13 protein-coding genes and 1 riboswitch are annotated in these 15,225 nt (G+C 46.1%); all 13 genes read right to left on the bottom strand.

The annotated features are described in order from the left end of the window. Positions 1 to 6: 6 nt before the first annotated feature. Positions 7 to 1,155: a sulfate adenylyltransferase gene (gene sat / locus AC4CV5_RS08955; protein WP_490922526.1), complete on the bottom strand. Its 1,149-nt coding sequence runs from the start codon at positions 1,153 to 1,155 to the stop codon at positions 7 to 9. A 48-nt stretch (positions 1,156 to 1,203) separates the two neighbouring features. Beyond that, positions 1,204 to 2,268 carry a sulfate permease gene (gene cysP, locus AC4CV5_RS08950; protein ID WP_222142801.1) on the bottom strand — a complete coding sequence of 355 codons (1,065 nt, stop codon included), beginning with the start codon at positions 2,266 to 2,268 and terminating at the stop codon, positions 1,204 to 1,206. A gap of 11 nt (positions 2,269 to 2,279) precedes the next feature. Then, a complete protein-coding gene (locus tag AC4CV5_RS08945) occupies positions 2,280 to 2,981 on the bottom strand; it encodes a phosphoadenylyl-sulfate reductase (protein ID WP_166853103.1) in 702 nt (233 codons plus the stop codon). Positions 2,982 to 3,145: 164 nt separating this feature from the next. Then, positions 3,146 to 3,251: riboswitch (SAM riboswitch) on the bottom strand. Positions 3,252 to 3,395: 144 nt separating this feature from the next. Next, positions 3,396 to 4,028, bottom strand: coding sequence for an orotate phosphoribosyltransferase (pyrE, locus tag AC4CV5_RS08940; protein WP_282707829.1), 633 nt, complete (start codon positions 4,026 to 4,028; stop codon positions 3,396 to 3,398). Further along, a complete protein-coding gene (pyrF, locus tag AC4CV5_RS08935; RefSeq protein ID WP_222142800.1) occupies positions 4,025 to 4,744 on the bottom strand; it encodes an orotidine-5'-phosphate decarboxylase in 720 nt (239 codons plus the stop codon). The genes pyrE and pyrF overlap by 4 nt, the downstream gene beginning before the upstream one ends. Beyond that, on the bottom strand, positions 4,713 to 5,648 hold the full coding sequence (locus AC4CV5_RS08930) for a dihydroorotate dehydrogenase (protein ID WP_222142799.1): 936 nt from the start codon (positions 5,646 to 5,648) through the stop codon (positions 4,713 to 4,715). The genes pyrF and AC4CV5_RS08930 overlap by 32 nt, the downstream gene beginning before the upstream one ends. After that, positions 5,648 to 6,418 (bottom strand): dihydroorotate oxidase B electron transfer subunit, encoded by a 771-nt coding sequence (pyrK, locus tag AC4CV5_RS08925; RefSeq protein ID WP_222142798.1) that lies wholly within the window; start codon positions 6,416 to 6,418, stop codon positions 5,648 to 5,650. The genes AC4CV5_RS08930 and pyrK overlap by 1 nt, the downstream gene beginning before the upstream one ends. After that, positions 6,415 to 9,630: a carbamoyl-phosphate synthase (glutamine-hydrolyzing) large subunit gene (gene carB, locus AC4CV5_RS08920; RefSeq protein ID WP_490922521.1), complete on the bottom strand. Its 3,216-nt coding sequence runs from the start codon at positions 9,628 to 9,630 to the stop codon at positions 6,415 to 6,417. Before carB ends, pyrK begins: the two co-directional genes overlap by 4 nt. Next, positions 9,615 to 10,709 (bottom strand): carbamoyl phosphate synthase small subunit, encoded by a 1,095-nt coding sequence (locus AC4CV5_RS08915; RefSeq protein WP_166853122.1) that lies wholly within the window; start codon positions 10,707 to 10,709, stop codon positions 9,615 to 9,617. Before AC4CV5_RS08915 ends, carB begins: the two co-directional genes overlap by 16 nt. Next, complete coding sequence (gene pyrC, locus AC4CV5_RS08910; protein ID WP_490922519.1) at positions 10,706 to 11,992, bottom strand: dihydroorotase; 1,287 nt, start codon at positions 11,990 to 11,992, stop codon at positions 10,706 to 10,708. The genes AC4CV5_RS08915 and pyrC overlap by 4 nt, the downstream gene beginning before the upstream one ends. Then, positions 11,976 to 12,890, bottom strand: coding sequence for an aspartate carbamoyltransferase catalytic subunit (locus AC4CV5_RS08905; RefSeq protein ID WP_166853127.1), 915 nt, complete (start codon positions 12,888 to 12,890; stop codon positions 11,976 to 11,978). Before AC4CV5_RS08905 ends, pyrC begins: the two co-directional genes overlap by 17 nt. 144 nt (positions 12,891 to 13,034) lie before the next feature. Further along, on the bottom strand, positions 13,035 to 14,342 hold the full coding sequence (gene pyrP, locus AC4CV5_RS08900) for a uracil permease PyrP (protein ID WP_044445174.1): 1,308 nt from the start codon (positions 14,340 to 14,342) through the stop codon (positions 13,035 to 13,037). 174 nt (positions 14,343 to 14,516) lie between these two features. Further along, on the bottom strand, positions 14,517 to 15,062 hold the full coding sequence (pyrR, locus tag AC4CV5_RS08895; protein ID WP_166853130.1) for a bifunctional pyrimidine operon transcriptional regulator/uracil phosphoribosyltransferase: 546 nt from the start codon (positions 15,060 to 15,062) through the stop codon (positions 14,517 to 14,519). Positions 15,063 to 15,225 lie beyond the last annotated feature (163 nt).

The raw sequence follows: 15,225 nt of genomic DNA, 5'->3' as shown, positions 1-15,225 counted from the left end.
TCCTCCTTAAGATACGCCTGCTTCTTCTTTTTTCTTCATCCCTCTGATTAACACTTCTACGACTTCTGCGCGGCTGAATTCTGCAGGTGGCAGTACACCGTCTCTCAGCATGCCTCTTACCTTAGTGCCTGATAAAATAACGTGATGCTCTCTGCCGTGAGGGCACGTTTTCGCTGTTCCCATATTTCCGCATTTTTCACAGAAGAAGCTGTGCTCGAATTTTAGCGGTGTAATCCCGAGCTCTTCAGGTTTAAATGTGTCAAACAGCTCTTGTGCCTCATATGTTCCGTAATAGTCACCTACACCTGCGTGATCGCGGCCGACAATGAAATGCGTGCAGCCATAGTTCTTTCTGACAAGCGCGTGGAAAATCGCTTCTCTCGGTCCTGCGTAACGCATCGCCGCTAAGAAAACGCCGAGGAACACGCGGTCTTTCGGATAGTAATTGTCTAGAAGCACTTGGTAGCTTTCCATCCGCACATCAGCTGGGATGTCATCAGATTTTGTTTCGCCTACCAGAGGGTTCAAGAACAAGCCGTCTACTGTTTCAAGAGCCGTTTTTTGAATGTATTCATGCGCTCTGTGAACAGGATTTCTTGTTTGGAAACCGACAATGGTTTCCCAGCCTTTTTCCCCAAACTGGCGTCTTGTTTCCGCTGGTTCAAACGTAAACTCTGGGAACTGTTTTGAAGCTTTTTTAATCAATGTGATTGGCCCGCCGACGTATGTATCGCCGCGGCTGAACAGCTTTTTAACACCCGGGTGCTCCTGCTCATCCGTTTTGTACACATTGACAGCTTCTTTTTGTTTGTCAGGAACATACAGGTCTTCAATTTGGATAACGCCGTATGTTTCTCCTTCATACGTTAATTTAACCGTTTCACCGATTGACAGTTCCTCTGCTTTTTGCGCATCAACCGGAAGCGTGATCGGAAGAGACCAGACAATACCAGAAGATAGACGCAGGTTTTCGACAACAGATACGTAATCTTTTTCATTGAAGAAGCCTTCGATCGGGCTGTATGCGCCGATTCCGATTAATTCCAAATCTGCAAAAGAAATTAAATCAAGTTCAATTTCTTTTTGAATGCTGCTCACATCATATGATTCATTTACTCTGTTTACTAATGTTCCTCCGTGTGGTGCTAAGCTCATAATATCGATTTCCTCCTAGTTAACATATAAAATAACTCAGATTAATAATCAGATTCCCCCGCCTTGTTCGTGGACAGAGCGTCTCTCTTTACGAATGGCCTTCGTCAGGCTGACGGCACCGCCCGTCGCTAAAAGCACACTTACCATGATAAAGATTGAATAATAATCCGCTTTTAAAAACAAGGATACAAGCAGATAAGAAATTGATAGAGATAAAAACGGCGATACGATCCATACCTTCAGCATCGTTTGCACAACTTGTTTATGAAACACGTTCGGACCGTTTTTCGCCATGCCTATTCCGATAATAGACGATGACGTGACTTGCGCCAAGGGCACCGGCATCCCAAATACAGAACTGATGATCACCAGTCCGGCTCCTGTACCGGATAAGAGAATGCCTTCTCCTTTTGAGAATCTCGTAATTTTCTTCCCGTTTGTTTCTAACACCCGCCGGCCTAATAACAGCGCGCCTAGAGCCACAAAAGCTCCCCCATACAAGGTTCCTTTCGCTACATCCAGCACACCGGCCGCTACTAACGGGCCAACGGCATTCGCCACGTTGTTCATGCCGGCAGAGAATGCTTCAAAAAATCCGGCACCTAACAAAACAATGCCAAGAATTTTTTGCTTTTTAGAAGATTTAATTTCAATCTTAAAATAACGAAACAGCTTAGATACGAAATATGTGAAACCGAAAGCGAACAGCGGTACAAAAACCCAAAACGACACAATGACCAGAAGGTTGTTCACAAACAATACTTTGTAAGCCACTCCCACGCCGACAACTGCGCCGACTGTTACTTCACTTGTCGACAAAGGAATGCCGAGGAGATTAGCCGTAAAAAGCGAAAGCGCCGCTGCTCCAATAATAATGCAAACAATCGTCAGTGTAATCGTCTGCTCGGGGATAATCCCGGAGCTGATGGTTTTTACAACCTCGCCCCCGCCAATGACCGCCCCGGCCAGCACACCGACTGCGCATAGGATCAAAGCGTAGGTTTTCTTTTTGATGGCTCCAGAGCCGTAAGCAACTCCCATCGAAGCTGCAGCGCCGCTAGCACCAATATTCATCGCGAAAAACAAGCTAAATAAAATAGCGGCTAGTTCCATTTTGCAGCTCCTTATTCATGCAGTCCGCATTCTGTTTTCGCCATACCATTCCATCTGCCTGAACGTAAATCCTCTGCAGTAAAAGCAGGAGCCGTACAAGGCGCGCAGCCAATACTAGGATATCCTTGGTCATGAAGCGGATTGTAGTCAAGCTCATTCCGGGATGTGTATCTCCAAATGTCTTTCCAAGTCCAATGGATAAGCGGGCATACTTTTACTGATTTGAATTTTTCATCTTTGTTTAAGAAATTCGTATTGGCACGGCTTGGCCCTTGATCGCGGCGCAGACCAGAAAGCCAGGCTGGATGTCCTGAAAGCGCCTCTCTTAAAGGAACGATCTTTCTAAGATAGCAGCACTGATTCGGCTCTCTTTCCCACAGTTTGTCACCATGTTCTGCGGCTTGCTCCTCAAGGGTAAGGTCTGGTTTTTTCAGGATGATATTTAGACCCGGATAACGTTCCTTCACTCGTTCAATCGTTTCATAGGTTTCTTTAAAATGAAGTCCTGTATCAAGAAACACAATCTCTGCGTCTTTTTTCACTTTATAAATTAAGTCAATCAGAACGATTCCCTCAATTCCGAAACTGCAGGCATAAACAAGCTGGTCGCCGTAATGACCGTATGCCCACTTTAAAACTGACAACGCTCCTTTATAAGGATCGTCTTCCGGAAATGTAATCGTTGGCTCTTCCCAATTATCGTACGTTAACATTTCTTCTTTCCTCCTTTCGGAGACAAACAAACAGTAGCTTTCTGCCGGTTGTCTTTTCCCAATTGTAATGTGATGCGCGGCTGCTGTTATCACAGACAGCCTTTTTTCCTCTTAAAATAAAAAACTTTCAATCCGGCGGAAAGAAAGACAGGAACAGCATGTAGCCCTTATCTTTCAAAATGGAATTCATTTTGCTGGAAGTAGCACCTTACAAACTATGCAGGTTGCCGGGCTTCATAGGTCCAGTCCCTCAGCCGCTCTTGATAAGTTTTTAGATTTGTAGTAAATTTTAGCACAATTCTAACATAAGTCAACCCGACTTTTTTTATAGGAATAATAAAAAAACAGGCCGCGAGGCCTGTTTTCAAGTACAGAAAGGCTTTGAAGCCTCTATACATCACCGAAATTTATTTTTTATTTTTTAAACCAATCTTTTGACTCGGGATTTTGTTTCCACGTTTTCAGTTTTTCTAGATCGTCTGAATGAATATTCCCGTTTTCAAGCGCGACCTCTGTGAGCGTATCATAATCAGTTAATGAGTAGTATGGCAGTTCTGCTTTCGTGAACGCTTCCTGCGCTTTAGGGAGCCCGTACGTAAAGATTGAGACGACACCGAGCACTTCGCAGCCAGCCGCTTGTAAAGCTGCCGCAGCTTCAAGTACGCTTCCTCCTGTTGAGATTAAGTCTTCAATGACGACAGTTTTTTGCCCCTTTTGCACAGCTCCCTCAATCTGATTGCCTTTTCCATGCGCTTTTGGTTTACTTCTCACATAACACATCGGAAGGTTCAAACGGTCAGCCGCCAGAGCAGCATGAGGAATACCGGCTGTTGCTGTGCCCGCAATCATTTCAGCATCAGGAAAATGCTCTTCGACAAGCTTACTGATGCCTGAGGCTACATCATTTCTGACCCCAGGGAAAGATAGCGTAAGGCGGTTGTCACAGTAGATTGGCGATAAAATGCCGCTTGCCCATGTAAATGGCTCGTTCGGGCGTAAAAATACAGCTTGGATGTCTAATAGATGTTTTGCAATGATTTGTTTCATGATTTGATTCCCTCCCATTCGAGTCTGACAGCTTCATAGGCTTTTACCGGGTCTTTCGCTTTTGTAATCGAGCGTCCTACTACAATTGCTGATGAACCTTTCTCTCTTGCAATCGCGGGTGTCGCTACGCGGATTTGGTCATTCGCAGCGTCCTCTGACAATCTGATCCCCGGAGTGACAGTGAGAAATGAAGGCGACACCGCTTGGTAAATGGCTTTTGCTTCATGAACAGAGCAGACCACTCCATCGAGCCCGCTTTCTTCTGCCAGTTTGCTGTAATGTACAACCGTGTCGATCAGAGGCTTTTCGATCAGCAGTTCATTATTCATAATTTGTTCAGATGTGCTTGTCAGCTGGGTTACCGCGATAAGTGACGGGCGTTTTTTTCCGGACGGCGTTCCTTCTTCTAAGCCTTCCAGAGCTGCTTGCATCATTTTTTTGCCTCCGGCCGCATGAACATTGACGAGATCCACTCCGAGACCGGCAAGGCGCTTCATCGCTTTGTTTACAGTGGTCGGGATGTCATGAAGCTTTAAATCTAAAAACAGCTCGCAATTTCTTTCTTTTAATTGTTTGACTATTGATGGCCCTTCTTGATAAAAAAGTTCCATTCCAACCTTTACAAATAACGGTTCTTGCTGAAAGAGCGCTAAGAACGCTAGCGTTTCTTCAGCTGATGCAAAATCAAGCGCGATGATGGGCAGGTTGTTTTTCATGGTTCCAGCTCCTTCCGATGCACTCTTCAATTGATTGATAGCCGTATTGACTCAAAACAGCTGGAAGCTGTTCAATAATGTCCGGGCATGCAAAAGGATTCACAAAGTTTGCTGTTCCGACAGCGACCGCGCTTGCTCCCGCGAGAAGAAATTCTAAGGCATCTTCGGCCGTCTGCACGCCTCCCATTCCAATAATCGGGATATTGACCGCTTGGCTGACTTCATACACCATGCGAATGGCAACCGGCTTTATGGCAGGACCGGAAAGTCCGCCTGTTTTATTAGCTAATATCGGCTTGCCTGATTTTAAATCGAGCCTCATGCCGATTAATGTGTTAATCATCGTAAGACCGTCCGCTCCCGCCTCTTCGATCGCTGACGCAATTTCTGTGATGTTTGCCACGTTCGGGGAAAGCTTTACATAAACAGGTACATCTGAAACCTCTTTAACCGCTTTCGTCAAATCAGCAGCCATTTCAGGGTTCGTGCCAAAAGCGATCCCGCCTGTCTTCACATTCGGACAGGAAATGTTCAATTCAAGTGCATGAACATTAGGCGCTTTACTGATATGCTCTGCGACTTCAACGTAATCCTCGACTTGAGAACCTGCGACATTGGCAATAATCGGCGTATCAAACTGTTCAAGCCACGGTAGCTCATTTTGCAAAACGCGTTCAAGGCCCGGATTTTGGAGACCGATCGCATTTAGCATTCCAGCGCCAGTCTCAGCTACCCTAGGCGTCGGGTTCCCGAAGCGGGGCTCCTTTGTCGTAGCTTTGATCATGATTGCTCCGAGACAAGATAAATCATAAAAACGTGCAAACTCTTTTCCAAAACCGAAGCAGCCTGATGCAGGGATGATCGGATTTTTCAATTCAAGTCCAGGCAGTTTGACCTCTAGCATTACAGTGCCACCTCCTGAGCTTTAAATACAGGTCCGTCGAGACATACTTTTACGTAGGATGTCTCACTTTCGTTTGTATGGCACACACACGCGAAGCATGCGCCGATTCCGCAACCCATTCGTTCCTCCATGGAAAGGTAAACTTCTTTATGGGCATATTCCTGTTTTAACGCCTTCAGCATCGGTGTCGGCCCGCAGCTGAGGAGAATGTCAAACTCTAGATTTTTCTGTTTTATTACATCTGTGACAAATCCGGTTTCCCCGTAGCTTCCGTCAGCTGTTGCCACATACGTGTCTCCATACTGCCGGCACTCTTCTTCGTAAAAAACATCCTTTGCCGATTGGAAGCCTAACACATGTATAACCTTTACCCCTTTTTCGTTCAAGCGTTTCGACAGCTCTTGGAGAGGCGGCACACCTACACCGCCTCCTACCAGCAAAGCCGTCTTTCCAGGTTGGATTTCATTAACAGGAAAGCCATTACCCAAGGGTCCGAGGACATCCACAAGCTCCCCCTGCTGCTTGAGCGACAAGAGTCTTGTGCCTTCCCCATCTACTCGATAAATGATAGTGACTTCATTTTTTTCAAAGTTGACGTCGGCAATGCTGATTGGCCTTCTTAAAAGAGGCGTAACCGCTTCGCTCACTTTAAGATGGAGGAACTGTCCCGGGGTTGTAAACCCTTGGACAAGCTCCCCTTTCAGAACCATTTGATACACCCGGTCTGCAATTTGCTGGTTAGAACATACTGTCAAATACGCTTTTTTCATATAGTGACTGCCGCCTCCTGATTTGTGTTGACTGCCGGCATTTGATCAGCACGGAATGTCATGCTTTCCAGTACTCGCAAGATTGCTTCAGCCGTATCTAAAGATGTTAAGCAGGCAACACCGTTTTCTACTGATTCACGTCTGATTCTAAATCCGTCTCTTGCCGGCTGCTTTCCTTTTGTCAGCGTATTGATAACAAACTGTGCTTCTCCGTTTCTGATCACATCAAGCAAGTTCGGGCCGTCCTGGCCGATTTTTCCGACGACCTTCGCCGGAATTGAAGCTTCTTTCAGGTAACCTGCCGTTCCTTCCGTGGCTAAAATGTTGTAGCCGATCGCATGGAACCGCTTAGCGATGGCAAGCCCTTCTTCTTTGTCCTTATCAGCCACTGTTAAAAGCACGGAACCGTAGTTAGGGATTTGAATGCCTGAAGCAATCAGAGCTTTGTAGAGTGCTTTTTCAAGGGTGGAATCTTTCCCCATGACCTCACCTGTTGATTTCATTTCAGGCCCTAACGTAATATCCACTCTTCTCAGCTTAGCGAAGGAGAAGACCGGCGCTTTTACAAATACACCCTGCTGTTCAGGCTGAAGGCCCTCTGTATAGCCAAACACAGCCAGCTTTTGACCGAGAATAACTTTTGTGGCGAGATTTGCCATTGGGATACCCGTAATTTTACTTAAGAACGGTACGGTTCTGCTTGATCTCGGATTTACTTCGAGCACGTACACTTCGCCTTGTGATAAGACGAATTGAATATTGAGCAAACCGACAATGTTCAGCCCTTTAGCAAGTGCGATCGTGTGTTGTTCAATTTTTTTCTTGATGTCCTCTGTAAGTGACTGAGGCGGATAAACAGCGATTGAGTCTCCGGAGTGAACCCCCGCACGTTCAATGTGCTCCATAATTCCCGGAATGACGACTGTTTCACCGTCAGATACTGCATCCACTTCGATTTCTTTTCCTGTTAAATATCTGTCAATTAATACAGGGTGCTGCGGATTGATTTTGACTGCGTTTTTCATGTAATGAAGCAGTTCTTCTTCATGATAAACAATCTCCATCGCCCGGCCGCCAAGTACATAGGAAGGGCGCACCAGTACCGGGTAGCCGATATCACTCGCGATGCTTATCGCCTGATCAACTGATGTCGCTGTTTTGCCAAGCGGCTGCGGAACACCAAGTTCTCCAAGCGCTTGTTCAAATTTATCCCGATCTTCCGCACGATCTAAATCTTCTAATGAAGTCCCAAGGATTTTCACTCCGCGTGCAGAAAGCTCGTCAGCAAGGTTAATGGCAGTTTGTCCGCCGAATTGTACGACAACGCCCATTGGCTGTTCGAGATCAATGATGTGCATGACATCTTCAATCGTAAGCGGTTCAAAGTACAGCTTATCTGAAATACTGAAATCAGTTGAAACGGTTTCCGGATTATTATTGACAATAATGGCTTCATAGCCTGCTTGTTTAATTGCCCACACAGAGTGAACAGTAGCGTAGTCAAACTCAACACCCTGACCGATTCGAATCGGACCGGAGCCAAGCACGATCACACTTTTCTTATCCGTAACGACAGACTCATTTTCTTCTTCGTATGTGCTGTAGAAGTATGGCGTTTCTGATTCAAATTCCGCCGCGCATGTATCTACCATTTTGAAAACCGGCGCAATTCCCGCTTGTTTTCTCAAGCTGTAAAGCTTCGATTCTTTCATTTTCCACTCACGGCTGATGTACTTATCAGAGAATCCTAGTTCTTTTGCCCGCCTCAGCACGTCAGTATCACCCGCATTTGCCTTCAGTTCTTTTTCAAACTGTACGATTCCGAACAGCTTATGCAGGAAGAAGACATCGATCGCGGAAAATTCATGTAGGTCTTCTACCGTGTAGCCTCTTCTGTACGCTTCAGCTAAGTAGAATAAGCGTTCATCACCGGCCTTTTTAATTCTTTTTTCAAGAAGCTCATCGGAAATGTCAGCAGCGTCTTTCAATTCAAGATGATACACATCCGCTTCCAGGGAACGAACAGCCTTCAGCAATGATTCTTCAAGCGTGCGGCCGATTGCCATGACCTCTCCTGTCGCTTTCATTTGCGTGCCGAGCTTTCTGTTCGCTGATTCAAACTTATCAAACGGCCAGCGCGGAATTTTGGATACGACATAGTCAAGAGCCGGTTCAAATGCTGCATATGTTTTTCCTGTCACCGGGTTCATCATTTCATCTAATGAAAGACCGACAGCGATTTTAGCAGCGAGCTTTGCAATCGGGTAACCCGTCGCTTTTGATGCAAGGGCAGATGAACGACTGACCCGTGGGTTTACTTCAATAATGTAGTATTGGAAGCTGTCTGGGTCTAAAGCGAGCTGTACGTTACATCCGCCTTCGATTCCAAGTGCGCGAATCAGTTTTAACGATACATTCCGCAACAGCTGATATTCACGGTCGCTAAGCGTTTGGCTTGGCGCAACAACAATACTGTCTCCAGTGTGGATTCCGACTGGATCAATGTTCTCCATATTACAAACGACAATGGCGTGGTCCTGGCTGTCTCTCATGACTTCATATTCAATTTCTTTATAGCCGGCGATGCTTTTTTCAAGCAGACATTGGTGCACTGGGCTTAATTTTAAGCCGTTCTCAACAATTTCTTTCAGTTCGGTTTCATTCGAGCAGATGCCTCCGCCTGTTCCGCCTAATGTATATGCTGGGCGGACAATGACAGGGAAACCAATTTGACTGACGAAGTTTTCAGCTTCTTCCAGAGAGTGGATGATCTCACTTTCAGGCACCGGTTCATTCAGCTCATTCATTAATGTTCTGAACAAGTCGCGGTCTTCAGCCTGCTGAATCGCAGTCAGCTTCGTGCCAAGCACTTCGACGCCACACTCTTCCAGCACGCCTCTTTCAGAAAGCTCAACCGCAAGATTCAAACCGGTTTGGCCTCCGAGAGTAGGAAGAATGGCATCCGGGCGTTCTTTTCTGATGATTCTCGTCAGGAATTCAGGAGTGAGCGGTTCGATGTAAACCCGGTCAGCCATTTCTGTATCTGTCATAATAGTGGCAGGGTTTGAGTTGACAAGGATGACTTCATAGCCTTCTTCTTTCAAAGCAAGGCAGGCTTGCGTTCCCGCATAGTCAAATTCTGCTGCTTGGCCGATGATGATCGGTCCAGATCCGATCACTAAAATTTTGTTAATGTCTACGCGTTTTGGCATACCGCTTCCCCTTCTTTCTCTGTTGTTTCGATCATTTCGATGAATCTGTCAAATAGATGGTTGGCATCCTCAGGACCAGGTGAGGCTTCAGGATGATATTGAACCGTAAATGCCGGCAGTGTTTTATGCTTCAGCCCTTCAATCGTATCATCGTTAATGGCGATATGTGTCACGTCCAATTCTGTTTCGCTGATGGATGACACTGTATAGCCATGGTTTTGAGATGTTAAGGCGACTTTTCCAGTAGCCAGCTCTTTTACCGGGTGGTTTGAGCCCCTGTGGCCGAATTTCATTTTTTCAGTATTCGCTCCGCATGCCAGCGCAAATAATTGGTGGCCGAGACATATTCCGAATAACGGCACTTTTCCGAGAACACCTTTAATCATTTCAATCGCTTCAGGCACATCTTTCGGGTCCCCAGGTCCGTTAGAAAGCATGATGCCGTCCGGTTTCAGCTGAAGCACTTCTTCCGCTGTAATGTTGTAAGGCACAACGATAACGTCACATTTCCGTTTGTTCAGCTCTCTAAGAATGCCGTGCTTCATGCCAAAGTCAACCAAGACAATGCGTTTGCCCCTTCCCGGGCTCGGATATGCTGTTTTGGCAGATACTTGGGATACTTGATTTCTCGGCAGTTCTGTTTCGTTCAGCCTTTTCAGCACCGCCTCGATATCTTCATCAGGTGAAGCGAATGTTCCTTTTAGGGCGCCTGCCGTGCGGATCATTCTTGTCAGCTTTCTTGTATCAATTCCCTGCAGGCCCGGAATGTTTTTCATTTTTAAATACTCGTCTAATGTGTATGCTGAACGCCAGTTGGAAGGCAGTTCACATAATTCTTTGATGATCAGCCCTTTCACAAAAGGGGTAATAGATTCAAAATCATCGCGGTTAATGCCGTAATTTCCGATAAGCGGGTACGTTAATGTTACGATCTGCCCGCAGTAAGAAGGATCAGATAAAATTTCCTGATAGCCTGTCATCCCAGTGTTAAAAACGACTTCTCCCATGCTGTGTTCTAAGCTTCCGAAGGCTTTCCCCTCGAATACCGCTCCGTTTTCCAGTACTAATCGTCTCTTCATTTGACAAGTCTCCCTTCTTCATAAGCAAGCTTCCCTGCCGCCATTGTAGCGACCGGCCAGCCGGTGCAGCTGATGCCGTTGAATGGCGTATTTTTTCCTTTTGATAAAAATGTTTCATTGTCTATAACTGCTTCTTTTTCCAAATCGATTAACGTAATGTCAGCAACTTGCCCCGTTTGTAATGCTCCGTATGGGAGACCGAATGCTTCGCATGGTTTGATTGTCATATAGTCAATGAGCTGTTTCAGCGACCAGCTGCCATTTTCGACAAAATGTGTGTATAGGAGCGGGAACGCCGTTTCTAAGCCGACAATTCCGAATGGCGCCAGCTTCATTTCTGTGTTTTTCTCTTCTTCTGTATGCGGGGCATGGTCTGTTGCGATAAAATCAATTGTTCCGTCTAAAAGACCTTCGATTAAAGCCGCTCTGTCTTCCGCACTGCGGAGAGGAGGGTTCATTTTATAATTTGTGTCAAGCCCCGGAATGTCCTCATCACAAAGCAGCAAATGGTGTGGCGACACTTCTGCTGTCACTCTGATTCCTGCTTTTTTCGCATCACGTACGACTCTGACAGATTCTTTCGTACTGATATGGCATACATGGTAATGGCAGTTTGTCGCCTCTGCCAGCAACACATCGCGGGCAATATGAACCGATTCACACACAGAAGGAATGCCATTGAGCCCATTCGCTTTAGAGAATGTTCCCTCATGAACGCTTCCTCCGTAAATTAAGGAGTTGTCTTCGCAATGTGCAACAATCGCTTTGTCGATCGCGGCTGCCCGTTTCATCGCTTCATACATCATTCCTGCTGTCTGTATACCGACGCCGTCATCTGTAAAAGCAAATGCCCCTGCTTCTTTTAAAGCTTCAAAATTTGTCATCTCATCACCGATTTGTCTGATCGTAATGGATGCATATGGAAGAACTCTGATGCATGATGTTTCTTTAATACGGTTTTGCACCCATTCCATCTGCTCCTTCGTATCAGGAACCGGCCGCGTATTCGGCATTGCAGCTACTGTTGTATAGCCGCCGCGTGCCGCGGCTTTTGCACCGGTTTCAATGGTTTCTTTTTTCTCTCCGCCCGGCTCTCTGAAGTGTACGTGGAGATCGACAAATCCAGGTGAAACAAGCAAGCCTTTTGCATCAATTACCGTTTCTTCACCCGCTGCATCAAGCTTGCCAATTTCGGAAATGATTTCTCCCGTCACTCGAATATCCGTTTCTGTTTTTTCACCATTTTCGTTAAGTATCCAGCCGTTTTTAATGAGATATGACATACGCTGCTTCTCCTCTTTTCACATTTGTTTGTAAGGCACGCTGTATCACTGCCATTCTGATAAATACGCCATTTTGCATTTGCTTGAAGATTCTTGATTTTTCGCTTTCGACTAAGCTGTCATCAATCTCCACTCCTCTGTTTACCGGAGCTGGATGCATAATGATCGCATGCTGCTTCATACGCTCAGCCCGTTCTACGGTCAGGCCGTATTTGTTTAAATAGCCGTCCTGACTGACAGCAGACTGATGTCTTTCATTTTGAATGCGCAGCAGCATAACGACATCGGAAGACTCAACTGCTTCATCCATTGTGACATACGTGCCGAATAGATTTTCTTCATCCTGCCATTCCGAAGGACCTGAAAACAGGACACGGGCACCCAATCTTGTCAAAACTTCCGCATTTGATCTAGCCACTCTGCTATGTTTGATATCGCCGTGAATGGAGACGGTGAGCCCTTTGAACGTATTGAACTCTTCATAAATCGTCATTACATCAAGCAGTGATTGTGTCGGATGCTGGCCGCATCCGTCTCCCGCGTTCAGAATCGGGATATTCACCTTGCTGACAAGCTCTTCATAGTACTCATCCTCACTGTGCCTGATGACGCACACGTCCACACCGATTGACTCGAGCGTCCGAATGGTGTCATATAAGGTTTCGCCTTTTTGCACGCTTGTGCTTGTTCCATCAAGATTCAGGACATTCATACCCAGCTTTTTTTCTGCGACCTCAAAGCTGAATCGCGTTCTCGTGCTTGGTTCAAAAAACAGGTTTGCTGCAAACTTTCCCGTAAGCTGATTGTCTATTTTTCCGCTTTTGAGGTCTTGTGCTGTTAGAAGCAAATCTTTGATTTCCTCAGTGCTGAGTTCACTCATCGTCGTTAAATGCTTCATGTTTTTTCCCCTCTCATTTCAACTTTAAGGCTGAAAAAACCCCGGTCTAAGATAGACTCGGGGTACGGTTAAATAGAGGGCAGCATTGAAGCTTCCTTCTCTTCATAACCCTTCCAAGCCTCTCTGGACTTTCTTTAAAAGGTTTTAAATATGATGTTGTTCAGATGTGTCCGCCTGCTCTTCCTTTGCCTGCGGAAGAATCAGGTTTAAGATGACACCGACAATTGCGGCAAGCGCCATTCCTGACACTTGGAATCCTCCTTGAGACACTTGGATAAACGCGCCGCCTACACCGATCACAAGGATAACTGACGTAATAATGAGGTTTCTGTTGTTTTCATAATCAATTTTGTTGTCAATCAGCATTCTGAGACCGCTCGATGCGATGATTCCGAACAGCAGGAAGGAGACGCCTCCCATGACCGCTGACGGCACTGAACTGATCAGCGCTGAGATTTTGCCGATAAAGCCGAAGCAAAGGGCAATCACCGCCGCGCCTCCGATGACAAAGACGCTGAATACTCTTGTAATGGCCAGCACGCCAATGTTTTCCCCATAAGTCGTTGTCGGCGGACCGCCGATCAGGGAAGCAAGGATTGTGGCCACGCTGTCACCCATGATGGAGCGATGCAGCCCCGGCTTTTTAATGAAATCTTGTCCAACAACTTTGCTTAGCACCATTTGGTGGCCGATATGCTCCGACATTGTCACAAACGCGACAGGAACCATTGCCGCTGCGATGCCGAGTGTTACTGACGGTGAATAGTCTTTGAACGGGATGATAAATTCAGGCACTGCAAACCATTTCGCGTCAAGCACCGGCTGGAAGTTGACGATCCCTTGAGTAAGGGCAAACAGGTATCCGCCGATGATTCCGATCAGAACCGGAATCAGGCTTAAAAATCCTCGTAAGAAAATCGCGCAAATAATCGTGATCGCCAGTGTAACTCCTGCGACACTGAAGTGCTTTAAGCTGTAGACCAATTCACTCGCGTTTGGATCAGCGTACATCGCCATGTTTACCGCAGTGCTTGCCAGCCCCAGTCCGATGACGATAATTACGGGGCCTACGACTACAGGCGGGAGAATCTTCATTAGCCACCCGGTTCCAAGCTGCCTGATCAATAAGGCAATCAGCCCGTACACTAGCCCTGCAAGAAACGCCCCGACCATTGCCGATCCCGGACCGCCGGTCGCTTTTACTAGTATGATCGGAGAAATAAAGGCAAAGGATGAACCAAGATACGCGGGAATTTGCCCTTTCGTAATCAGAAGGTAAGCAAGTGTCCCGATGCCACTTGTCACCAATGCCACAGCAGGACTCATTCCGACCAGCTTCGGAACCAAAATCGTTGAGCCAAACATGGCAAACAAATGCTGCAGGCTGAATGAAACCCAAGAGAAAGGTGTCGGGACATCCCTGACTCCTAAATTTACTTTTTTCTTACTCATGATGATTTTCCCCCTGATTGTTAACGTTCATTTTAGGATGACTCAATGACTGTATAAAAAAACCTCTTTGCTATTTTTACGCAAAGAGGCATACAAAGACCTGCCGAATACTTTCGGGACTTTGTTGTGCACCTCTTTGCAACCTCTCTGGATTGCCTTTAAAAAGGTAATCTATTATTCATTTTCATAAATGGCGACGAGATCGTTTTGATCTACTTCATCAAGCTGAACCATAACCTTTTCAGCTTTTGATGTCGGGATGTTTTTCCCGATATAATCCGCGCGGATCGGAAGCTCCCGGTGTCCTCTGTCAACTAGCACTGCCAGCTGAATGGAGGAAGGTCTGCCTACATCAACAAGCGCATCCATACCTGCTCTGACCGTTCTGCCTGTGTACAGGACATCGTCTACGAGGATCACTTTTTGATCTGTAATGTCAACCGGAATATCTGCACCTTTTACAAGCGGCTCTTCGTTGCTCGTTTTTTTGGAAAGATCGTCTCTGTAAAGAGTAATATCAATTTCACCGACTGTTACAGGACTCCCTTCAATCTGTTCGATTCGTTCCGCAAGACGTTTTGCCAAGTAAATCCCTCTTGTCTTAATGCCAACAAGGATGCAGTTATTCATTCCTTTATTACGTTCGATCATTTCGTGGGCAATCCTGGTCAGCGCCCGTCTGATTGCCTGTTCATCGAGAATGACAGCTTTTTGATTCAATGTATGACACCTCACAGTTCATATAGAAGAAAAAACCCCTCTTGCCAGAGCATAGAGGGGTTTCAGGACAAGGTGCGCACATATACACGCATCCCGTCTATCCGTTATCCTTCTCAGCCTCTCTGGACTGTTTTAAAGAATCTATTCAGCTTCGTTTATTATT

It is taken from the genome of Bacillus sp. NS1 (genome assembly GCF_058248265.1).
Note: the sequence above shows the minus strand (reverse complement) of the source record. Positions and strands in the feature narration are given on the sequence as shown.

Bases quoted from the DNA above. Each gene is read 5' to 3' on its own strand.
- AC4CV5_RS08905 (WP_166853127.1), bottom strand. From the start codon at position 12,890: ATGAAGCATTTAACGACGATGAGTGAACTCAGCACTGAGGAAATCAAA.
- sat (WP_490922526.1), bottom strand. From the start codon at position 1,155: ATGAGCTTAGCACCACACGGAGGAACATTAGTAAACAGAGTAAATGAA.
- cysP (WP_222142801.1), bottom strand. From the start codon at position 2,268: ATGGAACTAGCCGCTATTTTATTTAGCTTGTTTTTCGCGATGAATATT.
- carB (WP_490922521.1), bottom strand. From the start codon at position 9,630: ATGCCAAAACGCGTAGACATTAACAAAATTTTAGTGATCGGATCTGGA.
- AC4CV5_RS08930 (WP_222142799.1), bottom strand. From the start codon at position 5,648: ATGCTAGAGGTCAAACTGCCTGGACTTGAATTGAAAAATCCGATCATC.
- pyrF (WP_222142800.1), bottom strand. From the start codon at position 4,744: ATGAAAAACAACCTGCCCATCATCGCGCTTGATTTTGCATCAGCTGAA.
- AC4CV5_RS08915 (WP_166853122.1), bottom strand. From the start codon at position 10,709: ATGAAGAGACGATTAGTACTGGAAAACGGAGCGGTATTCGAGGGGAAA.
- pyrK (WP_222142798.1), bottom strand. From the start codon at position 6,418: ATGAAAAAAGCGTATTTGACAGTATGTTCTAACCAGCAAATTGCAGAC.
- AC4CV5_RS08945 (WP_166853103.1), bottom strand. From the start codon at position 2,981: ATGTTAACGTACGATAATTGGGAAGAGCCAACGATTACATTTCCGGAA.
- pyrP (WP_044445174.1), bottom strand. From the start codon at position 14,342: ATGAGTAAGAAAAAAGTAAATTTAGGAGTCAGGGATGTCCCGACACCT.
- pyrC (WP_490922519.1), bottom strand. From the start codon at position 11,992: ATGTCATATCTCATTAAAAACGGCTGGATACTTAACGAAAATGGTGAA.
- pyrE (WP_282707829.1), bottom strand. From the start codon at position 4,028: ATGAAACAAATCATTGCAAAACATCTATTAGACATCCAAGCTGTATTT.